The sequence below is a fragment of the Streptomyces sp. NPDC006458 genome (assembly GCF_040612135.1).
Taxonomy (GTDB): Bacteria; Actinomycetota; Actinomycetes; order Streptomycetales; family Streptomycetaceae; genus Streptomyces.
In genome coordinates, this window is the sequence record NZ_JBEXPR010000001.1 from 439,567 (window position 1) to 463,207 (window position 23,641).

General features: G+C 72.5%; 20 protein-coding genes. 8 read left to right on the top strand and 12 right to left on the bottom strand.

Translation table 11 applies throughout. The annotated features are described in order from the left end of the window. Nucleotides 1–7: 7 nt before the first annotated feature. Nucleotides 8–1,078, bottom strand: coding sequence for a M4 family metallopeptidase (locus ABZZ79_RS02155; RefSeq protein WP_356685473.1), 1,071 nt, complete (start codon nucleotides 1,076–1,078; stop codon nucleotides 8–10). Between the two features lie 466 nt (nucleotides 1,079–1,544). Here ABZZ79_RS02155 and leuA point away from each other — a divergent pair, with 466 nt between their 5' ends. From leuA to ABZZ79_RS02185, 6 genes are all read left to right on the top strand, one after another. Then, nucleotides 1,545–3,266, top strand: a complete 1,722-nt coding sequence (leuA, locus tag ABZZ79_RS02160; protein WP_356685475.1) for a 2-isopropylmalate synthase — start codon at nucleotides 1,545–1,547, stop codon at nucleotides 3,264–3,266. A gap of 208 nt (nucleotides 3,267–3,474) precedes the next feature. Continuing rightward, nucleotides 3,475–4,173: a TerB family tellurite resistance protein gene (locus ABZZ79_RS02165; RefSeq protein WP_356685477.1), complete on the top strand. Its 699-nt coding sequence runs from the start codon at nucleotides 3,475–3,477 to the stop codon at nucleotides 4,171–4,173. A gap of 161 nt (nucleotides 4,174–4,334) precedes the next feature. Next, on the top strand, nucleotides 4,335–6,404 hold the full coding sequence (locus ABZZ79_RS02170; RefSeq protein ID WP_356685479.1) for an MMPL family transporter: 2,070 nt from the start codon (nucleotides 4,335–4,337) through the stop codon (nucleotides 6,402–6,404). Nucleotides 6,405–6,529: 125 nt separating this feature from the next. Further along, the gene (locus ABZZ79_RS02175; RefSeq protein ID WP_356685855.1) at nucleotides 6,530–7,696 is read left to right on the top strand and encodes a histidine kinase; all 1,167 of its coding nucleotides are present in this window, start codon (nucleotides 6,530–6,532) and stop codon (nucleotides 7,694–7,696) included. Beyond that, nucleotides 7,693–8,358 carry a response regulator transcription factor gene (locus tag ABZZ79_RS02180; protein WP_356685481.1) on the top strand — a complete coding sequence of 222 codons (666 nt, stop codon included), beginning with the start codon at nucleotides 7,693–7,695 and terminating at the stop codon, nucleotides 8,356–8,358. Before ABZZ79_RS02175 ends, ABZZ79_RS02180 begins: the two co-directional genes overlap by 4 nt. A 123-nt stretch (nucleotides 8,359–8,481) precedes the next feature. Then, the gene (locus tag ABZZ79_RS02185) at nucleotides 8,482–9,669 is read left to right on the top strand and encodes a sialidase family protein (protein WP_356685483.1); all 1,188 of its coding nucleotides are present in this window, start codon (nucleotides 8,482–8,484) and stop codon (nucleotides 9,667–9,669) included. A gap of 15 nt (nucleotides 9,670–9,684) precedes the next feature. On the opposite strand, the gene ABZZ79_RS02190 is transcribed toward ABZZ79_RS02185, so the two are convergent. From ABZZ79_RS02190 to ABZZ79_RS02220, 7 genes are all read right to left on the bottom strand, one after another. Then, nucleotides 9,685–10,611 carry a dihydrodipicolinate synthase family protein gene (locus ABZZ79_RS02190; RefSeq protein WP_356685485.1) on the bottom strand — a complete coding sequence of 309 codons (927 nt, stop codon included), beginning with the start codon at nucleotides 10,609–10,611 and terminating at the stop codon, nucleotides 9,685–9,687. Then, the gene (locus tag ABZZ79_RS02195) at nucleotides 10,608–11,627 is read right to left on the bottom strand and encodes an ABC transporter ATP-binding protein (protein WP_356685487.1); all 1,020 of its coding nucleotides are present in this window, start codon (nucleotides 11,625–11,627) and stop codon (nucleotides 10,608–10,610) included. The genes ABZZ79_RS02190 and ABZZ79_RS02195 overlap by 4 nt, the downstream gene beginning before the upstream one ends. Then, nucleotides 11,627–13,765 (bottom strand): dipeptide/oligopeptide/nickel ABC transporter permease/ATP-binding protein, encoded by a 2,139-nt coding sequence (locus ABZZ79_RS02200; protein ID WP_356685489.1) that lies wholly within the window; start codon nucleotides 13,763–13,765, stop codon nucleotides 11,627–11,629. The genes ABZZ79_RS02195 and ABZZ79_RS02200 overlap by 1 nt, the downstream gene beginning before the upstream one ends. Further along, nucleotides 13,762–14,724, bottom strand: a complete 963-nt coding sequence (locus ABZZ79_RS02205) for an ABC transporter permease (RefSeq protein WP_356685491.1) — start codon at nucleotides 14,722–14,724, stop codon at nucleotides 13,762–13,764. The genes ABZZ79_RS02200 and ABZZ79_RS02205 overlap by 4 nt, the downstream gene beginning before the upstream one ends. Before the next feature lie 4 nt (nucleotides 14,725–14,728). Further along, entirely contained in the window at nucleotides 14,729–16,315 is a 1,587-nt protein-coding gene (locus ABZZ79_RS02210; protein ID WP_356685493.1) for an ABC transporter substrate-binding protein, read from the bottom strand. Nucleotides 16,316–16,461: 146 nt separating this feature from the next. Beyond that, nucleotides 16,462–16,650: a hypothetical protein gene (locus tag ABZZ79_RS02215; RefSeq protein WP_356685495.1), complete on the bottom strand. Its 189-nt coding sequence runs from the start codon at nucleotides 16,648–16,650 to the stop codon at nucleotides 16,462–16,464. A gap of 159 nt (nucleotides 16,651–16,809) precedes the next feature. Next, entirely contained in the window at nucleotides 16,810–18,306 is a 1,497-nt protein-coding gene (locus tag ABZZ79_RS02220) for an alpha/beta hydrolase (protein WP_356685497.1), read from the bottom strand. A gap of 422 nt (nucleotides 18,307–18,728) precedes the next feature. Here ABZZ79_RS02220 and recO point away from each other — a divergent pair, with 422 nt between their 5' ends. Beyond that, entirely contained in the window at nucleotides 18,729–19,475 is a 747-nt protein-coding gene (gene recO / locus ABZZ79_RS02225) for a DNA repair protein RecO (RefSeq protein ID WP_356685499.1), read from the top strand. A gap of 19 nt (nucleotides 19,476–19,494) precedes the next feature. Beyond that, entirely contained in the window at nucleotides 19,495–20,328 is an 834-nt protein-coding gene (locus tag ABZZ79_RS02230) for an isoprenyl transferase (RefSeq protein WP_356685501.1), read from the top strand. A 76-nt stretch (nucleotides 20,329–20,404) separates the two neighbouring features. Here ABZZ79_RS02230 and ABZZ79_RS02235 read toward each other — a convergent pair whose 3' ends face one another. The 4 genes from ABZZ79_RS02235 to ABZZ79_RS02250 are packed head-to-tail and all read right to left on the bottom strand — an operon-like array spanning nucleotide 20,405 to nucleotide 23,512. Continuing rightward, nucleotides 20,405–20,818, bottom strand: coding sequence for a transcriptional repressor (locus tag ABZZ79_RS02235; RefSeq protein WP_356685503.1), 414 nt, complete (start codon nucleotides 20,816–20,818; stop codon nucleotides 20,405–20,407). Between the two features lie 59 nt (nucleotides 20,819–20,877). Then, nucleotides 20,878–21,780, bottom strand: a complete 903-nt coding sequence (locus ABZZ79_RS02240; RefSeq protein ID WP_356685505.1) for a metal ABC transporter permease — start codon at nucleotides 21,778–21,780, stop codon at nucleotides 20,878–20,880. Next, nucleotides 21,780–22,547, bottom strand: a complete 768-nt coding sequence (locus ABZZ79_RS02245) for a metal ABC transporter ATP-binding protein (protein WP_356685507.1) — start codon at nucleotides 22,545–22,547, stop codon at nucleotides 21,780–21,782. Before ABZZ79_RS02245 ends, ABZZ79_RS02240 begins: the two co-directional genes overlap by 1 nt. 17 nt (nucleotides 22,548–22,564) lie before the next feature. Continuing rightward, nucleotides 22,565–23,512, bottom strand: a complete 948-nt coding sequence (locus ABZZ79_RS02250; RefSeq protein WP_356685509.1) for a metal ABC transporter substrate-binding protein — start codon at nucleotides 23,510–23,512, stop codon at nucleotides 22,565–22,567. Between the last annotated feature and the right edge of the window lie 129 nt (nucleotides 23,513–23,641).

The window sequence follows — 23,641 nt, forward strand, 5'->3', positions numbered from 1 at the left end:
TACGGAACTACGGCGTGCGCACGCCGACCTGCTCCCAGGCCTTGGTGACGGCCTGGAGCTCGTCGCCCTCGTGGTAGCGGTCCCGGGCCGCCTCGACGGTGAGGCCCGCGAAGTCCTCGAACTGCGCGTCCTCGGTCAGCCGGCCGCCGGTCAGCACGTCGTACCAGATCTGCCCGGCCCGCTCCCAGGCGTTGCCGCCGAGGGCGGTGGCGGCCAGGTAGAAGGCGTGGTTGGGGATGCCGGAGTTGATGTGCACGCCGCCGTTGTCGCGGCCGGTGTGGACGTAGCCGTCCATGGTGGAGGGCTGCGGGTCCTTGCCGAGGACGTCGTCGTCGTAGGCGGAGCCCGGTTCCTTCATCGAGCGCAGGGCCGTGCCGGTGACGCGCTCGGCGAGCAGGCCCGCGCCGATCAGCCAGTCGGCCTCGGTGGCGCTCTGGCCGAGGGTGTACTGCTTGATCAGCGAGCCGAAGACGTCGGACAGCGACTCGTTGAGGGCGCCGGACTGGCCGAAGTAGGCGAGGTTCGCGGTGTACTGGGTGACGCCGTGGGCGAGTTCGTGGCCGATGACGTCGATGGGGATGGTGAAGTCGAGGAAGATCTCCCCGTCCCCGTCACCGAACACCATCTGCTCGCCGTTCCAGAAGGCGTTGTTGTAGTCCTCGTCGTAGTGGACCGTGGCGTCCAGCGGGAGGCCGTTGCCGTCGATCGAGTCGCGCGCGAAGGCCTTCTGGAACAGCTCGAAGGTGGCGCCGAGTCCCGCGTAGGCGCGGTTGACGGTCGCGTCCTTGCCGGGCTCCTGGCCCTCGGCGCGGACCTTCTTGCCGGGCAGGTTCGTCCGGTGCCGGGCGTCGTGGATCGTGCGGTGCGGCTTCCCGGTCTCCGCCTCGGCCGGCGCGGCGATCGCGGGCGCACCGATCACCGTGGTCAGGCGGCGCTGGGTGCGTTCGAAGGCGTCGCGCTGGAGGGTCCGGCGGGCGGGTCCGGCGAGCGCGGGATCCTCGGCGCGGGCGAGCCGGTCGAGGACGTGGGGTGGAACGATGGTGCAGAAGACGGGCTCGAAGCCCCCGTTCGTCGTCATGCCGGAACCCTTGCACCGGGTGAGCCGACTGTCACTACCTGCAACCATGATTGGTGAAATGTGGGGATGCGGGGGGTCGGGGTGGTTGCTCTGTGCTATCGGCCGCGGGTCGACTGTTGCCGGTCGCGCACCGCCCCGCGACCCTGGGGCGGCGGGCCGGCGGGTCGCGCCCTCGCGGTGGAGCCGCGCATCGGCACTGCCCCGCGACCCTGGGGCGGCCGGGCGGCGGGCGTGATGTGGCGCACCTTTTGTCCGAATCGACCGGCCGGTCCCGCATACTGATACACACCGCCGCAACCGGGAGTACTCGGCTAGCATGCTGCGCATCATGCGTTTCGGGCTGCTTCTTCTTAGCTGCCGCGGCGAGGGCCTGTAGTTCAGGTCGACTCCCTCCCCGCGGAGCTTCGCGTTGCGTGTCGGCCGTCCATCCGGACACCAACCGGACACCAAGAGGAGCCCCGCACTCATGGCGAACCGCCAGCAGCCCAGCACGATGCCGGTCCACAAGTACGGTCAGTACGAGCAGGTCGACATCTCCGACCGGACCTGGCCGAACCGGCGGATCACCACCGCCCCCCGCTGGCTCTCCACCGACCTGCGCGACGGCAACCAGGCCCTGATCGACCCGATGTCGCCCGAGCGCAAGCGCCGGATGTTCGACCAGCTGGTCAAGATGGGCTACAAGGAGATCGAGGTCGGCTTCCCCGCCTCCGGCCAGACCGACTTCGACTTCGTGCGCTCCATCATCGAGGAGCCCGGCGCGATCCCCGACGACGTCACCATCTCCGTACTGACCCAGGCCCGTGAGGACCTGATCGAGCGGACCGTGGAGTCCCTGAAGGGCGCCCGCCGGGCGACCGTCCACCTGTACAACGCCACCGCGCCCGTCTTCCGCCGGGTCGTCTTCCGCGGCTCCAAGGACGACATCAAGCAGATCGCCGTCGACGGCACCCGCCTGGTCGTCGAGTACGCCGAGAAGCTGCTGGGCCCGGAGACCGAGTTCGGCTTCCAGTACAGCCCGGAGATCTTCACCGACACCGAGCTGGACTTCGCGCTGGAGGTCTGCGAGGCGGTGATGGACGTCTACCAGCCGGGTCCGGGCCGCGAGATCATCCTCAACCTGCCCGCCACCGTCGAGCGTTCGACGCCCTCCACGCACGCGGACCGCTTCGAGTGGATGCACCGCAACCTGTCCCGCCGCGAGTACGTCGTCCTGTCGATCCACCCGCACAACGACCGGGGCACCGCCGTCGCCGCCGCCGAGCTGGCCCTGATGGCCGGCGCCGACCGCGTCGAGGGCTGCCTGTTCGGACAGGGCGAGCGCACCGGCAACGTCGACCTGGTCACCCTGGGCATGAACCTGTTCTCCCAGGGCGTCGACCCGCAGATCGACTTCTCCGACATCGACGAGATCCGTCGTACGTGGGAGTACTGCAACCAGATGGAGGTCCACCCGCGCCACCCGTACGTGGGCGACCTGGTCTACACGTCCTTCTCCGGCTCCCACCAGGACGCCATCAAGAAGGGCTTCGACGCGATGGAGGCCGACGCGGCCGCCAAGGGCGTCACCGTCGACGACATCGAGTGGGCGGTCCCGTACCTGCCGATCGACCCCAAGGACGTCGGCCGCTCCTACGAGGCGGTCATCCGGGTCAACTCGCAGTCCGGCAAGGGCGGCATCGCCTACGTCCTGAAGAACGACCACAAGCTGGACCTGCCCCGCCGGATGCAGATCGAGTTCTCGAAGCTCATCCAGGCCAAGACGGACGCCGAGGGCGGCGAGGTCACGCCCAAGGACATCTGGGCGGTCTTCCAGGACGAGTACCTGCCGAACCCCGAGAACCCGTGGGGCCGCATCCAGGTGCGCACGGGCCAGTCGACCACCGACACCGACGGCGTGGACACGCTCAAGGTGGAGGCCACGGTCGACGGCGTCGACACCGTCCTGGCCGGTACCGGCAACGGTCCGATCTCGGCCTTCTTCGACGCCCTGCAGTCCATCGGCATCGACGTACGCCTGCTGGACTACCAGGAGCACACGATGAGCGAGGGCGCCTCCGCGCAGGCCGCCTCGTACATCGAATGCGCGATCGACGGCAAGGTCCTGTGGGGCATCGGCATCGACGCGAACACGACGCGCGCTTCGCTGAAGGCGGTCGTCTCCGCCGTGAACCGCGCCGCCCGCTGACCTCGCCGGACCGGCCGCAGAGCCTGGTTCCGGGCCGCTTCGGGTGCCCCGTCCGCCGGTCGTCCGGCGGGCGGGGCACCGTCGTTTACCGGCCAAGTGAGACCCCAGGTCACGGATCGGTCTCGTCACAGGTACTGACTGCGCCTCCGTACTGTGGCTAACATCACGCCAGCGCGGCGACGTTGCCGCGGGCCTACGGAGGTGCGACGTGCTGCCAGGACGGGGACGAGACGGCCGTGCCGACAGGGATGCGCGCATCCTGGGCACCCGCACCGTATGGACCGCCGTGGGCGACGGAGAGTTCTTCTGCCCCGGCTGCGGGGGCGACCGCAACTACCAGCGGCTGACCGGCCGCCGCCGCTTCACCGTGCTGGGCGTGCCCGTCGTGGCGCGCGGCGAGACCGGGCCGGCGGTGGAGTGCGCCGCCTGCCACCACCGCTACGGCACCGACGTCCTCGACCACCCCACCACCGGCCGCTTCTCCGCGATGCTCCGGGACGCCGTGCACACGGTCGCCCTCGCGGTGCTGGCCGCGGGCGGCGGACCCCGCACCCAGCTCGCCCTGACCGCCGCCGCCTCGGCCGTCCGGCGGGCCGGCTTCGACGACTGCACCGAGGAACAGCTCAACGCTCTGGTCGAGGCGCTCGCCGCGGACACCGGCCGGGTCTACGACGTCCCCTGCGGGCCCGGTCTGGCCATAGAGCTCCACGAGGCCCTCGACCCGCTCACCCCGCATCTCGCCCCGGCCGGCCGCGAGTCGATCCTCCTCGAGGGCGCCCGCATCGCCCTCGCCGACGGCCCGTACACCCCCGCTGAGCGCGAGGTCCTCGCCACGGTCGGGTCCGCGCTGACCATCACGGCCGAAGAGGTGACCCGGCTGCTCGCGGTGGCCTGCACCCCCTCCTGAACCGGCACCTCGCCTTTCCCCTACTCCCCCGGGAGTACGCGGGCCCGCACGTCACCCCCGGCAGTACCCCCGAACTCGCCCTCGCGCGCGACGATCCGGCCCCGTCCGGACGGGAGTCTGGAGGACATCCAGACATCCGTGCCGGAGGGAGGGCCCGATCCATGGGGGCCGCAACAACACAGACGAGACGACGAGCGGTGCCCTGGCTGCTGCTCGCGCTGTGGATCGGGGTGCTCGCCGTCGCCTCGCCGTTCGCCGCGAAGCTCGCCGACGTGCAGCACGACCGGATCACCGACTACCTGCCCGCGAGCGCCGACTCCACGAAGGTGGCCGAGCTCCAGGAACAGCTGCCCGGCGGCGAGACCACCCAGCTGGTGCTCGTCTACCACCGCGACGGCGGCCTCACCCCGGCCGACCGCGAGACCGCCGAACGGCAGGTCGCCCGGATCGCCGGCGAGCACGAGCTGACCGCCGCCCCGCGGAGCGTGCCCGCCGGGGACGGCGCGACGCTCATGTACCCCATGGCCACCAACGAGCCCGGCTCCGACGAGGACCTGCGCGACGCGTTCGTCGAGGACGTCCGCGAGAGCGCGCACTCCGCGGACGGCCTCACCGTCGAGGTCGGCGGCCCCGGCGCACTGAACACCGACGCCGCCAAGGTCTACGACTCCCTCGGCGGCCCCCTGCTCTACACCACCGTCGGCGTCGTCGCCGTCCTGCTGATCCTCATCTACCGCAGCCCCGTGCTGTGGCTGGTCCCCCTGGTCGTCGCCGGTGTCGCCGACTATCTGTCCATGGGCGTCGCCTACGGCCTCAACCAGGCCTTCGGCACCTCCGTCTCCGGACAGAGCTCCGGCATCATGACGATCCTGGTGTTCGGCGCGGGCACCGACTACGCCCTGCTCCTCGTCTCCCGCTACCGCGAGGAACTGCGCCGCATCGAGCGGCCGTACGAGGCCATGAAGGCGGCCCTGCGCGGCTGCGGCCCCGCCGTGCTCGCCTCCTCCGGCACCGTCGCCGCCGGACTGCTGTGCCTGCTGGCCGCCGACCTGAACTCCAACCGCGGCATGGGCCCCCTCGGCACCGTGGGTGTCCTGTGCGCGCTCGTCGCGATGCTCACCCTGCTGCCCGCGATCCTGGTGCTGCTCGGCCGACGCGTGTTCTGGCCGCTGGTCCCGGCCTTCGGCAGCACGCCCACGGCCCGCCGCTCGCTGTTCGCCGCGATGGGCAGCTCGGCCGGCCGCCGCCCGGTGACCGTCCTGGTCTCCGGCGCCCTGGCGCTCGGCGCGCTCGCCCTCGGTGCCCTCAACCTGCCCAGCAGCCTGAAGCAGGAGGACTCCTTCGTCGACCGGCCGGAGTCCGTCGCCGCCATGCGGACCCTGGCCGCCGCCTACCCCGAGAGCTCCGCACAGCCCATCACCGTGATGACCCCGGCCGGGCGCGCCGAGGCCACCGTCACCGCGATCCGCGCCACCGACGGCGTCGACAGCGCGTCCAGGGGCCGCACCGGCGAGGGCTGGACGGAGATCTCCGTCCTCGCCTCCGCCCCGCCGCAGACCCCCGCGGAGACCCGCACGATCGAGGCACTGCGCGAGAAGCTCGACGGCTCCTACGTCGGCGGACCCAGTGCCCAGCAGCTCGACCTGAAGGACACCAACGCCCGCGACCGGCTCGTGGTCGTGCCGATCGTCCTCGTCTCCGTCCTGCTCATCCTCATCGCCCTGCTGCGCTCCCTGGTCGCCCCGCTGCTGCTGGTGGCCGCCGTGGTCGCGGTGTGGGGCGCCGCCCTCGGCCTCGGCGGACTGGTGTTCGGGCCGGTGTTCGGCTTCGACGGCACCGACCCCGGACTCGGGCTGCTGTCCTTCGTGTTCCTGGTCGCCCTCGGCGTCGACTACGGCATCTTCCTGATGCACCGCATGCGCGAGGAGTCCCTGGCGGGCGCCGAACCCGCGGCGGCCGCGCTCACCGCGCTGCGCACCACCGGCGGGGTCATCGCCTCGGCGGGCCTGGTCCTCGCCGCGACCTTCTCGGTGCTGATGAACATGGGCCTGGTCCAGCTCGTCGAACTCGGCTTCGTCATCGCGGTCGGCGTCCTGCTGGACACCTTCCTGGTGCGCACCTACCTCGTCACCAGCGCGAGCGTGGCCCTCGGCCGCAAGGTGTGGTGGCCGGGGCCGATGTCCAGGGCACCCGTGCCCGAGGCCGCCGCGCGCCAGCCGGAACGCGTGTGACCCGCCCCGCCCCGCGGCACCGCGGATGACCCGAAGGCGCCCCTGCCTGCCGGAGGGGCGCCTTCCTCACGGAAGATGTGACCGTGCCCGAAGCAGCCTCGAAACCCCGCGTCGGCGAGCGGATCATGGCGGCGATCAACCGTGACCCGCTCACGGCCCCGCACGCCCTGCGCAACGACGCCCTCCTCGCGCTGACGGCCGCCGTCCACGCCGTCGTCGTCGCCCTGACCACCCACGACGGGCGACAGCCCGACGCCCTCGGCTGGACGCTGCTGCTCGCCGCGCAGGTCGCCGTGGTGTGGCGGCGGCGCCACCCGCTGCTGGTGCTGACCGCCGTGGTCGCGCTGATCGCGCCCTACCACGGCCTCGACTTCAACCACGCGGCGCCGACCGCGGCCGCGTACGTGGCGCTGTACACCGTCGCCGTCACCAGCGCTCCCCGCAACACCCTGCTGATCACCGCGACGGTCCTCGGGGTGGTGATCAGCATCATGCTGGCCGTCAACACCCACAAGGCGCTGGAACTGCTGAAGGTCTCCGGCTGGCTGATCGCCGTGGTCTTCGCGGGCATCAGCGTGCGCGGCTACCGACAGTACGTCGCCGCCGTCGTCGAACGCGCCGAACGCGCCGAGCGCACCCGTGAGGAGGAGGCCCGCCGCCGGGTCGCCGAGGAACGGCTGCGCATCGCCCGCGACCTGCACGACCTGCTCGCCCACACCATCACCCTGATCGGTGTGCAGACCTCCGTCGCCGCGCATGTGCTGAACGCCGACCCCGGCCGCCTGGACCGCGCGGCCGTCGCCAGGTCCCTGGACGACATCGCCGAGACCTGCCGCACCGCCCGCGGCGAACTGCGCACCACCCTGGAGGTGCTGCGCGAGCACGGCATCCCCGACGGGCGCGAGCCGCTGCCGGGCCTCGGCGGACTGGACGGCCTGGTGGAGGCCGCGCGGGCCGCCGGGGCCAAGGTCGACCTCGCCGTCGATGCCGACGCCGTGCCGCCCGCGGTGGGCGCGGCCGCCTACCGGATCGTGCAGGAGGCCCTCACCAACGCCGTACGGCACGGCGGGCGCGAGGACCTCGGCATCCGGGTCGGGGTGCGCTCCGGGGAGGGCGCGCTGCGGGTCACCGTCACCGACGACGGGGCCGGCGCCGGCGGGGGCACCCCCGGCTTCGGGCTGGTCGGCATGCGCGAGCGGGCCCGCAGCGTCGGCGGCACCGTGGACGCCGGGCCGCTGCCCGAGGAGGGCTTCGAGGTCAGTGCCGTCCTGCCGCTGGGAGGAGTCCAGTGACGATCCGCGTCCTGCTCGCCGACGACCAGACCCTCGTCCGGGCCGCCTTCGCCATGCTCGTCGAGTCCGCCCAGGACATGGCGGTCGTCGGACAGGCCGGCAACGGCCGGGAGGCCGTGGAACTGGCCCGCAGCGAGCGCGCCGACCTGGTGGTGATGGACATCCGCATGCCCGACCTCGACGGCATCGAGGCCACCCGGCTGATCGCCGCCGACGAGGACCTGGCCGGGGTGAGGGTCCTGGTGCTCACCACCTACGACACGGACGAGCACATCGTCGAGGCGCTGCGCGCGGGCGCCTCCGGCTTCCTGGTGAAGGACACCCGTCCGGCCGAACTCCTGGAGGCGATCCGCACGGTGGCCGGCGGGGACGCCCTCCTGTCGCCCGGACCGACCTCCCGGCTCATCGCCCGCTTCCTGCGCAGCCCCTCCGCCACCCCCGCCGAGGGCGGCCCCGAGCGCCTGTCCGAGCGCGAGCGCGAGGTGCTCACCCTGGTCGCCCGCGGCCTGAACAACACCGAGATCGGCGAGGCACTGGGGCTGAGCCCGCTGACCGCGAAGACCCACGTCAGCCGCATCATGGGCAAGTTGGGCGCCCGCGACCGGGCACAACTGGTCATCGTGGCGTACGAGTCGGGGCTGGTGACGCCGGGAACGTCATAAAGGGGTAAATCCTACGATCTGTCAGGAGTCGTGCGATCATCGGGATCTAGTGCCCCGGCAGGCAGCGTTTGCCCGGGGCGAACGTTGCCTGTCGGGGCACTGGGCTACCCGTGAGGGAGAGGGATGACCCGTCTGAGCCGTACCCTCCTCGTCGCCTCCGTTCTTCTCGGCCCGATCTCGGTGCCGGTGTCCGCCTCCGCCGCGACCGCCTGCACGGGGTCCGTCCCCTATGTCGCCGGACAGGGCGGCTACGCCGCCTACCGCGTCCCGGCCGCCGTCACCACCGACCTCGGCACGGTCCTCGCCTTCGCCGAGGGCCGCCGGGACGGAGCGGGCGACACCGGCACCATCGACGTGGTGCTGCGCCGCTCCCGCGACGGCGGCTGCACCTGGGGCCCCCTTGCGGTCGTGGCCGCGGGGGAGGGCGACACCCGGGGCAACCCGGCGCCCGTGGTCGACCCGTGGACCGGCGCCGTCGTCCTCGTCACCTCGTACAACAGCGGTGCCGTGACCGAGGAGCAGATCATGCGCGGCGAGGTCACTGACGCGCAGAGCCGCCGGGTGTTCGTGCAGCGCAGCCGGGACGACGGCCGCAGCTTCAGCTCGCCGCGGGAGATCACCGCGCAGGTGAAGCCGGCGGGCTGGCGCTGGTACGCCACCGGTCCCGGACACGCCGTCGCCCTCACCCGCGGCCCGCACGCCGGCCGTCTGGTCGTCCCCGCCAACCACTCGGCCGCCCCGCCCCCGGGCTCCGGCGACACCGGTGAGGAGCCCCGCTACTACGGCGGTCACTCCCTCTACAGCGACGACGGCGGCGCCACCTGGCGGCTCGGCTTCGTCGACGACACCTACGACGGCTACGCCAACACCAACGAGACCAGCGCGACGCAACTGTCCGACGGCCGGGTCTACTTCTCCGCCCGTGACCAGCACGGCCTGTCCACCGGCAACCGGCTGGACAGCCACTCCGCCGACGGCGGCGAGAGCCTGGAGCGGCCCTACGCCGTCCAGCCCACGCTGAACGACGTGCCGGTGGTCCAGGCGAGCGTGCTGCAACTGGGCGACCCCGGCGCCCCGCTGCTGTTCGCCGGACCCTCGGTGCCCACCACCCGCCAGGCCCTGGCGCTGTGGCGCTCCACCGACGGCGGGCGCACCTTCGCCAAGGTGCTCACCCTGTCCGACCGCAAGGCCGCCTACTCCGACCTGGTCCGGATCGACGCGGGCACGGTCGGGGTGCTGTACGAGACGGGGACGGCGAGCGCGTACGAGACGATCGAGTTCCGCAGGCTCCCGGCCGAGCTGCTGTACTGAGGACCCCTCAGCCCCTCACAGCAGCCCGGCCCCGGCCAGTGCCTTGCCCACCCGCTCGACCTCGCCCTCGGACAGCGGCATCTGGGGGTCGGCCGTCGCCGGGCAGTCGATGATCCCCCGCAGATGCAGGGCCGCCTTGAACGCGCCCAGCGCCGAGGAGCTGGGCCCCATCCGGGCGGGGTCGCCGACGCCGACCATGCGGAACAGGGTGCACAGCCGTTCCTGTTCCGAGCGGGCCCGCTCCCAGTCGCCCGCCCGGCACAGCCGGTACAGCCGGACGTAGCCGTGCGGGTCGACGTTCGCCAGGCCCGGCACCGCCCCGTCGGCGCCCAGCGCCAGGGCCGCGTCCATGACGACCTCCGACCCGGTCAGCACGGAGAAGCCGGTCAGACCACGGGCCCCGGTGAGGACTTCGCGGAAGGCGCCCAGGTCGCCGCTGGAGTCCTTCAGCCCGGCCAGCACGCCCTCCGCCGCCAGCTCCAGCACCACATCGGCGGGCAGCTTGGAGTGCACGGCGGCCGGGATGTCGTACGCCACGAGCGGGACCGGGGAGGCGGTCGCGAGCAGGCGGTAGTGGCGGGCGATCTCGGCCGGGTGGGTGCGGGCGTAGAACGGGGCGGTGACGACCACGCCGTTCGCGCCCGCCGCGGCGGCCGAGGCGACATGGTCCGCCACCCGCGCGGTCGTCATGTCGATCGCGCCCGCCAGCACCGGCATCCGGCCGCCCGCGTGGTCGACCGCGGTCTCCACCACCAGGCGGCGCTGCCGGTCCGTCAGGAACGCCGCCTCCGAGGTCGATCCGAGCACGAACAGGCCGTGCACCCCGCCGGCCACCAGATGGTCGATCAGCCGGCGCAGCGAGGGCACGTCCACCTCGCCGTCCGGGGTCAGGGGCGTGCAGACGGGCGGTACGACACCGGACAGCGGGGCGGGCAGGGTCATCGGGGCTCCCTGGGGCGGATCTGGGCGACGAGATCGCGGGTCGACTCGTCCTCCTGTACTGGATGGTGGCACCGAAAGCGGTGTTCTGTCCCGGAAGCGTGGCAGAAGTCCGGCATGACCGTTGTGCACAGCTCGTCCGCTTTCCAGCAGCGGGTGCGGAACGGGCACCCGCTGGGCGGCCGGGTCGCCGACGGCACCGGGCCGCTCAGCGGGATCGGCTCGACCGGCGCCAGCAGGCCCGGCGCGGCGGAGAACAGGGCCCGGGTGTAGGGGTGCCGGGCGCGGTCGGCCACCAGGTCCGCCGGGGCCTCCTCGACGATCCGGCCCAGATACATCGTGATCACCCGGTCGCTCATCCGCCGTACGGTCTGGATGTCGTGTGAGACGAACACCAGCGCGAGGCCCAGGTGTTCCTTCAGATCCAGCAGCAGATTCAGGATCTGCGCGCGCACCGAGACGTCCAGCGCGCTGGTCGGCTCGTCCGCCACCACCAGGCCCGGCTCCAGCGCCAGCGCCCGCGCGATGGCCACTCGCTGGCGCTGACCGCCCGACAGGTTCCCCGGCAGCGCGTCCGCCAGCGCGGGCACCAGGCCCACCAGCGCCATCAGCTCCCGCACCCGCGCGTCCCGCCCGGCCGCGCCGCCGTGCCCGTGCACATCGAGCGGGTCGCGCAGGATGCGCCGTACCGGCAGCCGCCGGTTCAGCGCGGTCGACGGATCCTGGAACACCATCCCGGCCGACCGCCCGACGGTCGCCCGGCGCTCCGCGGCCGGCATCGCCCACAGATCGCGCCCCCGGAAGGACACCGTGCCCGCGACCGGCCGCTCCACCCCGACCAGCACCTTCGCCAGCGTCGACTTCCCGCACCCCGACTCGCCCACCACGCCCACCGTCTCGCCCGGCGCGACCGACAGACTCGCGCCGGTCAGGGCGTACACCTGGTCCCGGCGCAGCAGGCCGCCGCCGCGCGCCCGGTGCACGACATGCACGTCCGTCAACTCCGCCAGCGCGCTCATCAGGTCAACGCCTCGCTCTCCACGGCCGTCGGGTCCCCCGCGGGGTGATGACAGGCGACCGTGTGCGCCGGCGGGCCCACCGGGACGGGGACCGTCGCACGGCACAGCTCGTCGGCCCGCCCGCACCGGTCGGCGAAGCGGCAGCCCGCCGGGAAGTCCGCCGGGGCCGGGACGACGCCCCTGATCTGGGTCAGCCGCTCGTCCGAGGACTCCAGCGACAGCACACTGCCGAGCAGCCCGCGCGTGTACGGGTGGGCCGGTGCCGCGACCAGCTCGGCCGTCACGCCCGACTCCACGATCTGCCCGCCGTACATCACCACGATCCGGTCGGTGACCTCCGCGACCAGCGCGAGATCGTGCGAGACGAGGATCAGGGCGAAACCGAGTTCCTCGCGCAGCCGCATCAGCAGCTTCATGACCTGCGCCTGGACCGTCACGTCCAGCGCCGTCGTCGGCTCGTCGGCGACGATCAGCTTCGGGTCGCGGGAGAGGGCCATCGCGATCAGGACACGCTGGCGCTGGCCGCCGGACAGCTCGTGCGGATAGCTGCGCAGCGTGCGCCCGGGGTCCAGACCGACGAGCGTCAGCAGCTCGGCCGGGCTTCTGCGGCCGCCCCGCCGGACCACCTGCCGCAGCTGCGCCCGCACGGTCATCGCCGGGTTCAGCGAGGACAGCGCGTCCTGGTACACCATCGCCATGTCGTGGCCCAGCATCCGCCGCCGCGCCTTCGCCGGTACGGCGGTCAGGTCCCGGCCCTGGAAGAGGACCCGGCCGCGCACCTGGGCGCCCTTCGGCGGCAGACCCATCACGGTGAGCGCCGTCAGCGACTTGCCGCAGCCGGACTCGCCGACCAGGCCCAGCACCTCACCGGGGCGCACCTCGAAGCCGACGCCCGCGACGACGTCCACGCCGCGGTGCCGCCCCTCGAAGCGGACGGCGAGGTCCCGCACGGCCAGGACGGGGTCGCCGGTGGGGAGCGGGCGGGCGCGGGCCCGGAGCCGTTGCGCGGCGGCTTTGAGGGCGGGGAGGGGGAGGAGGCCGGTGTGGTCAGTGAGGTGGTGGGCTGTGAGGTCGTGGTCAGTGAGGTGGTGGTCTGTGCGGTCGCTCTGCGGGAGCGGGGGCGGGGGCGGGGGCGGGGGCGGGGGCGGGGGCAAGGGAGGCGAGAGGGGGGAGAGGGGGCCGGGGCCGGGGCCGGCCGGCGTCGTCGGTGGCGGCTCGGTGTTCCCGGAGTTCCCCTCGGTCTCGGCGTTCACCCCCCGGTCCGCCGCCGGAGCCGCCCACGCGTCCGACACGCTCTCGGACAGGACGTTCAGCGCGAGCACGGTCGTGAGCATCAGCAGGCCCGGGAAGACCGTGGCCCACCAGCCGCCGGTCAGGACCATGTTCTTGCCGTCGGCGATGACGCTGCCCCAGGACGGGTCCGGGGGCCGTACCCCCGCGCCGATGAAGGACAGGGACGCCTCGAACACGATCGCCTCGGCGACCTGCACCGTGCAGAACACCAGGACGGGAGCCAGGCAGTTGACGGCCACGTGCCGGACGACGATGTGCGGGGTGCGGGCGCCGATCACCCGCTCGGCCGTCACATAGTCCTCGCCGTACTGGTCGAGGACGTTCGCCCGCACGACCCGCGCCACCGGCGGTGTGAAGAGAAACGCGATCGCGCAGATCAGCACGGTGATGCCGCCGCCGAACACCGCGACCAGGACCGCCGCCAGCGCGATCCCCGGGAACGCCATCACCACGTCGAGGCAGCGCATCAGCGTCTCGTCCACGCCCTTGCGGGAGGTCGCCGCGACAGCGCCGAGCAGCGCGCCCACGACCAGGGCCAGCAGCGTCGCGCCCAGCCCGATGGCGAGCGACCAGCGCGCCCCGTACATCAGCCGGCTCAGGATGTCCCGGCCGAGGCTGTCCTGGCCCATCCAGTGCGCGGCCGAGGGATGTCCGCTGCCGTCGGTGAGCGGCTGCTGGTCGAGCGGGTCGTACGGCGCGAGCAGCGGCGCGAACACCGCGCTCAGCGCGACGACGCCGAGCAGGCAGACGGCGGCCCTCGACGGCACGGACAGCCGCCTGAAGCCTCGCAGCCGGACACCGCCCGGCCGGATGAGCGCCTCGGTGAGGCTCTTGCGCGTGATCACGGGCCGGCGTCCCTCAGTCGCGGATTGACCAGCAGGTAGAGGATGTCGATGACCAGGTTCACCACCACGAACCCGGCCGCGGTGGTCAGCACGACGCCCTGCACGACGGCCGGGTCGCCGTTCTTCACGGCGTCGATCATCAGCTTGCCCATGCCCGGCAGCGCGAAGATCGTCTCGATGACGACCGCGCCGCCCAGCAGATAGCCGACCCGCAGGCCGAGCACGGTCAGCGGGTTCACCAGGGCGTTGCGCAGCACGTTGCGGCCGACCACGACGCGGGGCGGCAGCCCGCTGCCGATCGCCGTACGGACGTAGTCCTTGTCCAGCTCCTCCACCACCGAGGTGCGCACCACGCGGGTCAGCTGCGCGGCGACAGGGAGGGACAGGGCGAGCGCGGGCAGCGCCATCGTGCTCAGCCAGCCGGTGACCGAGTCGGCCGGGTTGATGTAACCGCCGGTGGGGAACCAGCCCAGCTCAACCGCCAGGTACTGGATCATCAGCAGCGCCAGCCAGAAGCCGGGCGCGGCCACGCCGATCAGCGACACCGCCCGCACCAGCTGGTCCGGCACCCGGTCCCGGTGGATGGCCGCGGCCACTCCGCCGAGCAGCGCCAGCACCATCGCGATGCCCAGGCCCAGGAAGGTCAGCTGGAGGGTGAGCGGCAGCGCGGTCGTGACCAGCTCCAGCACCGGTGCCCCGGTCAGCGCGCTGGTGCCGAGGTCGCCGTGGAGGAGGTCGTCGACGAAGTGGGCGTAGCGCACCGGCAGCGGATCGAGCAGGCCGTGCTCCTCGCGGAAGGCGTGCAACTGCTCGGATGTCGGATTCGCGCCCTGGAAGAACGCGGACGCCGGGTCCACGTCCGAGAACCGCATCACCAGGAACACGAACAGCACGATCCCCAGCAGCAGCGGCACCAGCAGCGCGAGCCGGCGGGCCAGGATCCGTACGACGGCCGTCATGCGGTCAGACCCACTTCGCCTGGAGGAGGTTGACCCCCGGGTACGGCTGGGCCCGCAGGCCGGTCAGCCGCCGGGGGTCCCACGCGGTCATCAACTCGTTGTGGACGACCGGATACAGCACCCCCTGCTCGGCGACGACGTCGATGCAGTCCTGGATCATCGCCTTCTTGCGCTCCGGGTCGGGTTCGCGGGTCGCCCGGTCCATGTCGGCGAACAGACCCCGCGCGACCGGGTCGTCGGCCCAGCGGGCGTAGCCCATCCACAGGTTCTGCGGGCCGTGGTTGTAGTGCATGATCAGGTCGGCGTCGAGGCCGAACTGGTTGGGGTTGGAGGCCGCGGCGACCACCTGGTAGTCGCGCCGCTGGTCCAGCTTGGTGAACACGGCCGTCGTCTCCTGCGGCGACAGCGTCGTGCGCACCCCGATCGCGTCCCAGGAGGCCTTGATCGTGGGCAGGCAGTCGACGACCCAGCTGACGTTCACCGACATGATGTCGACCTTGAGCCGCTTCACCCCGGCCGCCCTGAGCAGGGCGCGGGCCCGGTCGGGGTCGTGGGTGTAGACGGTGCGGGCCCGCCGGTACGCGGGATGCCCCTCGTTCAGGAACGAGGACGCCGGTGTGCCGTGTCCCTTGAGGGCGACCTCGACGAGCTTGTCGGTGTCGACGGCGTAGCGCAGCGCCTGCCGCACCCGTACGTCGTCGAACGGCTCGTGCCGGGTGTTGAACATAAGGAACAGGTTGTTCATCCCGGACCCGCCCGCCACCGACAGCCCGTCGTCGCGCAGCCGGCCGATGTCGGCGTAGGGGATGTTGTCCGCGATCTGCGCGCCCGCGCCGGAGATCCGGGCCACTCGCGGGGCGGCGTCCACGATCGACAGCCAGTTCATCGTGCGGAACGCCGGCCGCAGCGGGCCGTTGTAGCCGGCGAACGCCTCGAAGGCCGTGTTCGACCTCGGGTGGTGGGCCGTCTGCCGGTACGGCCCCGATCCGACCGCGAGTCCCTTGATCGCCTCGTCCCAGGCACCGGGCCGCGCGAACACGTGGCGGGGCATGACCTTGGCGAGGGTGAGCCGTGAAAGCCCTTCGGGGAAGGGGAACTTGAGCACCAGCTCGACGCTGCGCGGGCCCACCGCGCGCACGCTCCGCAGCCAGGGGGCGAAGAACCCCTTCACGAGGGTCTGGGTGCCCGGGTCCAGGAGGCGGTCGAAGACGAACACCACGTCGTCCGCGGTCACGGGCCGCCCGTCGTGGAACACGGCGCCGGGCCGCAGATCGAACCGCCACCGGGTGGCCCGGGGATCGGGGGGAAGGGCGACGGCGAGCGCGGGATAGGGCGCGCGGGACACCGGATCGGTGTCGGCCAGCCCCTCGTAGAGATGGTTGTTCGCCGCCATGGCGAACGCGGACGCCGTCTGCGTCGGGTCCCAGCTGCCGTCGTTGCCGTACCCGATCACCGCCGTCAGCGTCGTCCCGTCCCCGCCGACGGCGATCGTCGACTCGGGACCGCACCCGGGCACCGCCGCGAGCGCGCCGAGCGCACCGGCGAACTGCAGCAGCGACCGGCGGCGCGGCGCCGGAACACCAGGGGCCACGTCGGCTCCTCCAGGGGGAGGTGAAGCAGGGCGTGCGGCGGGAGGGTGAAGCGTCCGGTTTCCTTCCGGTCCGTCATGTTACGGGCGCTTCTGCCCGCTTCGCGGGACCGACGCCCACCCCTGTACGGCGCCGGTCCCGCGCGCCGTCAAGAGGGCCGGACAACGGTCTCGGCCAGGGGCGACGCCGTTTCGCCGCCCAGGGCGTCGACGCGAGGTGCGTCTCGGGCGGGCCGGGTCGACTGGACGGCGAGGATCAGGGGGCCGCCGCGGTCGGTCCAGGCGATGCGCACGTCGTCGTTCGTGCCGTAGCCGCCGGCGCCCGTCCTGTCGGCCACCCGCCCGGTGGGAGGCAGCCCGGCCCGCGGCCGCGTAATTGACGACATCCTTGAACTCGGCGGGGGCCCACCGCCTCGGCGGAGGGCCCCACACGATGCGGGATGATCTCCCACCCTTCAGCGACGTCCGGGACTCCCGCCGCAGTTGCCCCGTGCCCGTCAGCGGCAGTACAGGTCCCCGTCCGGGCGCTCGCCGGTCGCCAGGAAGCGGGAGACCGCGGCGTCGCCGCAGGCGTTGCCGTTGGCCAGGTAGACGTCGTGGCCGGTGGAGTTCACCGTGACCATCACGGCACGCCGGCCGAGTGCCTCGCGCAGCTTGCGGGCGCCGCTGAGCGGGGTGGCGACGTCCCGCTCGTTCTGCACGAGCAGGAAGGACGAGCGGCCCCGGCCGGTGATCCGCACCGGCGGCTCCTGCGGGGCGAACGGCCAGGCGGCGCACGCCATCGCGTTGCGCGGCATGCCGGCGGTGAGCGGGAAGTTCGCCCGGCTGACGGTGACGTCCTTCTGGTACACGGCGGCCTCGCGCGGGAAGGCCACGTCGTTGCAGATCGTCCCCAGCGCGACCGCCGTCCCGTTCTGCATCAAATCCTCGGGCGGGACGGCCGGAGCGGGCGGCAGCTCGCCCGCGCGGGCGGCGTCGATCAGCTGGGCCAGGACCGGGTAGTCGTCGGGGTCGTAGAGGCTGGAGAGCATCGCCTGACGCAGTTCGTTGCCGTCCAGCACGGGCGGGTTGGCGCCGGGCCACGGCAGCGGCTCCCGGTCGAGCCGCGCGGCCAGCTCCAGGAACACGCGCCGCACCTCGGCCGGGGTCTCGGCCACCCGGTGCGGCGTGCCCGGCGCCGAGGCGTACGCGGCGAACCGCGGGAAGGTGTCCTCCACGCCCCGCTCGAACCCGGCGAGCCAGGCGCGGCCGACCCGCGCGGGATCGGGGTCGCCGTTGCTGTCGAGCACGAACCGGTCGGTGCGGTGCGGGAACAACTCGCCGTATACCGCGCCGACATACGTCCCGTACGACATACCCCACGCCGAGATCCTGTGCTCCCCGAGGGCGGCCCGCACGCGGTCCAGGTCCCGGGCCTCGTTACGGGTGCTGATGTGCCGGATGAGGTCGTCGGCGTTGCGGGCGCAGGCCTCGGACATCCGGCGGGCGGCGGTCATGTTCTCGTCCACCGAGCCGTCGGGCGTCGGCCAGGGCCGCAGCTTGGTCGCCGCGAGGTCGGCGGGCTCCAGGTCACAGGTGACCGAGCTGGAGGGTGCCATGCCGCGCGGGGCGAACCCGATCAGGTCGTAGGCGTCCCGGACCTCCTTCGGCAGCAGCCCGGCCTTCTCCGACGGCTGGTCGATACTCGTCCCGCCGGGGCCGCCGGGGATCAGCAGCAGCGCCCCGCGCCGGGCGGCCGGGTTCTCGCTGGACAGCCGCGAGACGGCGATGTCGATCTGCCTGCCGTGGGGGTCGGCGTAGTCCATGGGGACCTTCACGGTGGCGCACTGCTGACGGGGATCGAGGCCCTTGCCCTCGCACCTCGTCCACTTCAGGGGCTCGGCGGCCTTCGAGGGCGTCGCCGTCGCGGGGACGGTGAGTCCGAGGACGAGTACCGCCGCGGAGGCGGTCGCCGACAGACTGACGATGCCGGTGATGCGCGTCGACTTCTTCATGCCCCCAGCCTCGTGGATCACGCTCACCCGTCACATCCGGGCAACAACCCACTTTCCAGGGGGGTTTACCCCAGCAGTGGCCTCGGGGTCGCCCCCAGGACCGGTGACGCGGCTTCCCCGGGTGCGGGCACTCACCGTCACCACCTGGGCCCGCCGGCCGCCCGCGCCGGCCCGGGCTTCGCCCCGGCTGCCCGTGCCGAGCCTCGGCCCGCCGGCCGCCCGTGCCGAGCCTGGGCCCGTCGGCCGCCCGTGCCGAGCCTGGGCCCGTCGGCCGCCCGTGCCGAGCCTGGGCCCGCCGGCCGCGCGTGCCGACCTGGGCTTCGTCCCGGCCGCGCGTGCCGGCCCCGGGCTTGCCGCCTGTGCCGAACCGGGCTTTCGCCCACCGGGCCCCGGCGGCCGTCCGCGTACGGGAGAATGAGCGCATGAGTCTGTTCCGCGACGACGGCATCGTGCTGCGCACCCAGAAGCTGGGTGAGGCGGACCGGATCATCACGCTGCTCACCCGCGGCCACGGGCGGGTGCGGGCCGTCGCCCGGGGCGTGCGGCGGACCAAGTCCAAGTTCGGGGCCCGTCTCGAACCCTTCTCGCACGTGGACGTGCAGTTCTTCGCCCGCGGCAGCGAGCTCGTCGGCCGCGGGCTGCCGCTGTGCACCCAGAGCGAGACCATCACGCCGTACGGCGGCGGGATCGTCACCGACTACGCCCGCTACACCGCGGGCACCGCCATGCTGGAGACCGCCGAACGGTTCACCGACCACGAGGGCGAGCCGGCCGTGCAGCAGTATCTGCTGCTGGTCGGGGCGCTGCGCACGCTCGCCCGGGGCGAGCACGCCCCGCACCTCGTCCTCGACGCCTTCCTGCTGCGCTCCCTCGCCGTCAACGGCTACGCCCCGAGCTTCGGCGACTGCGCGAAGTGCGGGATGCCGGGTCCCAACCGTTTCTTCTCGGTGGCCTCGGGCGGCTCCGTGTGCGTCGACTGCCGGGTGCCCGGTAGCGTCGTGCCGTCGCCGCAGACGCTGGTGCTGCTCGGCGCTCTGCTCACGGGAGACTGGGAGACCGCGGACGCCTGCGAACCGCGGTACGTCCGGGAGGGGAGCGGGCTGGTCTCCGCCTATCTGCACTGGCACATGGAGCGCGGGCTGCGTTCCCTTCGGTACGTGGAAAAGTAAGAGAGAGACGAGAGGCAACATGGTCGTACGCGGGTTCCTGGGGCGCCAGAGGCGCGAGTACAGGACGCCGGAGCCGCACCCGTCCGGTGCGCGCCCGCCGAAGCTGCCGGGCGAGCTGATCCCGAACCACGTGGCGATCGTGATGGACGGGAACGGCCGCTGGGCCAAGGAGCGCGGGCTGCCGCGCACCGAGGGCCACAAGGTCGGCGCCGAGCGGGTGCTCGACGTGCTCCAGGGCGCCATCGAGATGGGCGTCGGCGCGATCTCCCTGTACGCCTTCTCCACGGAGAACTGGAAGCGCTCGCCCGACGAGGTGCGCTTCCTGATGAACTTCAACCGCGACTTCATCCGCAAGACCCGCGACCAGCTCGACGAGCTGGGCATCCGGGTGCGCTGGGTGGGCCGGATGCCCAAGCTGTGGAAGTCGGTCGCCAAGGAGCTCCAGATCGCCCAGGAGCAGACCAAGGACAACGACAGGCTCACGCTGTACTTCTGCATGAACTACGGCGGCCGTGCGGAGATCGCCGACGCGGCGCAGGCCCTCGCGGAGGACGTGAAGGCGGGCCGCCTCGATCCGTCGAAGGTCAACGAGAAGACCCTCGCCAAGTACCTGTACTACCCGGACATGCCGGACGTGGATCTCTTCCTGCGGCCGAGCGGCGAGCAGCGCACGTCCAACTACCTGCTGTGGCAGAGCGCCTACGCCGAGATGGTCTTCCAGGACGTGCTGTGGCCGGACTTCGACCGGCGTGATCTGTGGCGGGCCTGTCTGGAATACGCCTCCCGCGACCGGCGGTTCGGCGGGGCGATCCCGAACGAGGAACTGCGTGCCATGGAGGGCAGGCTCTCCTGAGGCGCCCGGGGCGCCCGCCGGAAGACGCCTCGGGGGGCGCCCGGTGCGGGCGCCCCCCGGTCGTGTCCGGCGCGGGTCAGTCCTTGGCCGCGCAGTCGGCGCAGGTGCCGAAGATCTCCACGGTGTGCGCCACGTTCACGAAGCCGTGCTCCGCCGCGATGGCCTCCGCCCAGGACTCCACCGCCGGGCCCTCGACCTCCACGGCCTTGCCGCAGGAGCGGCACACCAGGTGATGGTGGTGTTCGCCGGTCGAGCAGCGGCGGTAGACGGACTCGCCGTCGGAGGTGCGCAGGACGTCGACCTCTCCGGCCTCGGCGAGGGACTGCAGGGTGCGGTAGACGGTCGTGAGGCCGACGGAGTCGCCCTTGTGCTTGAGCATGTCGTGCAGTTCCTGCGCGCTGCGGAACTCGTCGACCTCGTCGAGGGCGGCCGCCACCGCGGCACGCTGCCGGGTGGAACGGCCCTTCACGGGCGGTCCAGCGGTCGTCACCGGTTGCCTCCTCACGTCTCGCCTGCCGGGCCATTGTGCCAGCCCGGGCTGGAAGGCCGTCAGACGCCGACTTCCCTCTCGGGGCCGCGTCCGGCCGGAATCGCGCACTCTGCGGGGTCCCCGGCCGGATGAGCCGCGGCCGCCGCCCGTGCCCTGCGCCTGGCCAGCGGGGCGGCCAGCGCGGTCAGGGCGATGAACACGGCGATGGCCAGCAGCACGATCGTCGCGCCGGGCGGTACCTCCTGGTAGTACGAGGTGATCGTGCCGCCCAGGGTCACCCCGACACCGATGGCCACGGCGAGGGCGAAGGTGGCCGCGAAGCTGCGGCTGATCTGCTGCGCGGCGGCCACCGGGACCACCATCAGAGCGGAGACCAGCAGCAGGCCCACCACGCGCATGGCGACGGTGACGGTAACCGCCGCGGTGACGGCGGTGAGCAGGTTCAGCGCGCGCACCGGCAGCCCGGTGACCCGGGCGAACTCCTCGTCCTGGCTGACGGCGAACAACTGGCGGCGCAGCAGCAGGGTGGTGAGGATCACGAACCCGGCCAGGACGCAGATGGCCCGTACGTCCGCCTCGGACACCGTGGACAGGGAGCCGAACAGGAACGACATCAGGTTGGCGTTGGCGCCGCCGGGCGCGAGGTTGATCAGCATCACGCCGCCGGCCATACCGCCGTAGAAGAGCATGGCGAGGGCGATGTCGCCGCGGGTCCTGCCGTACCAGCGGATCAGCTCCATCAGGACCGCGCCCGCGACGGAGACCAGCGTGGCCATCCACACCGGGGACCAGGAGAGCATGAAGCCGAGGCCGACGCCGGTCATGGCGACATGGCCGATGCCGTCGCCCATCAGGGCCTGGCGGCGCTGGACGAGGTAGATGCCGATCGCCGGGGCGGTGATGCCGACGAGGACGGCGGCGAGCAGGGCCCGCTGCATGAAGGCGTAGTTCAGGAATTCCATCAGCTCAGCAGTCCCGTCCGGATCGGTTCGGCGTCGTGAGCCGCGTGCGGGTGGACGTGGTCGTGGCCGGGCAGCGCGTGCTGGCCGACCGCCTCGGGCGGCGGCCCGTCGTGCAGCACACAGCCGTCGCGCAGGACGACCGCCCGGTCGATGAGGGGCTCCAGCGGGCCCAGCTCGTGCAGCACGAGCAGCACGGTGGCGCCCGCGGCGACCTGGGTGCGCAGGGTCTCGGCGAGCACCTCCTGGCTGGCCAGGTCGACGCCCGCCATGGGCTCGTCCATGATCAGCAGCTCGGGCTCGGAAGCCAGCGCGCGGGCGATCAGCACCCGCTGGTGCTGGCCGCCGGACAGGGCGTCCACCGGGTCCTTGGCCCGGTCGGCCATGCCGACGAGCTCCAGGGCACGGCGTACGGCCGCGTGGTCGGCCCTGCGCAGCACGCCGAGACGGGCGCGGGAGAGGCGGCCGGCGGAGACGACCTCGGTGACGGTGGCGGGCACGCCGCCCGCGGCGGTGGTGCGCTGCGGTACGTAGCCCACGCGCGCCCAGTCGCGGAAACGGCGGCGCGGGGTGCCGAAGAGTTCGATCTCACCGGAGGACACCGGCACCTGGCCGATGACGCTGCGGATCGCGGTCGACTTGCCGGAGCCGTTCGCGCCGAGCAGCGCGACGACCTCGCCGCGCCGGACGGTGAGGTCGATGCCGCGCAGCACGGTGCGGGAACCCAGCTCGGCGCGCACCGCGCGCAGGGAGATGACGGGCTCGCCCATGGCGTCCTCCGTGAAGGTCATTTCGTGCCCAGGGCGGTCTGCAGGGCCTTGAGGTTGGCCCGCATGACCTGGATGTAGTCGTCGCCGCGGGACTTGCCGGTGATGCCCTCGACCGGGTCGAGGACGTCGGTGCGCAGTCCGGCGTCGGAGGCGAGGGTCTTCGCGGTCTTGTCGGAGACGAGGGTCTCGTAGAAGACGGTGGTGACGCCGTCGGCCGCGGCCTCCTCCTGGAGCTCCTTGATCCGGGCGGGGCTGGGCTCGCTCTCCGGGTCGAGTCCGGAGATGGCCTCCTGGGTCAGGCCGTAGCGCTCGGCGAGGTAGCCGAAGGCGGCGTGGTTGGTGAAGAACGTCTTCGACTTCGTGTCCTTCAGGCCCTGCTCGAAGGAGCTGTCGAGGTCGCCGAGCTCTTTGACCAGGGCGGCGGTGTTCTTCCGGTAGTCGGCGGCGTGGTCCGGGTCGGCCTTGACGAAGGCCTTGCCGACGCCCTCGGCGATCTCGGCGTACTTGACCGGGTCGAGCCAGACGTGCGGGTCGAGGCCGTTCTCGTGGTCGCCGTGGTCGCCGTGATCGTGGCCGTCCTCGACGCCGAGGTCCTCCGGGTGCGTCAGCTTCGCCGCGTCGATCTTCGTGCCGGCCGAGGACTGCCCGACCGCGTCGTCGACGGCGGGCTGGAGACCGGCGAGGTAGAGGACCGCGTCGGACTCCTGGAGCCGCGCGGTCTGCTTGGCGCTGATGTCCAGGTCGTGCGGCTCCTGGCCGGGCTCGGTGAGGGTGGTGACATTGACGTGCGCCCCGCCGATCCGCTCGGCGAGGAACTCCATGGGATAGAAGGACGCCACGACATCGAACTTGTCCGTGTTGCCCGCGGCCGCGCTGTCGGTGGAGCAGGCGGACAGGGTGCCCAGGCCGAGCACGGTGGCCGCGGCGAGCGCGAGCCCGGATATGTGATGTCGTCGTACGTTCATGACACTCATTTTCAGCAACGATGGAAACCATTGTCAACAAGCCTGCTGAACGGCCCGGAGGCCGGACCGATTTGGTCGAGGGGCAGGCAACGCCGGTAACCTGAAGCATTCGCTGGAAGCACCTCGCTT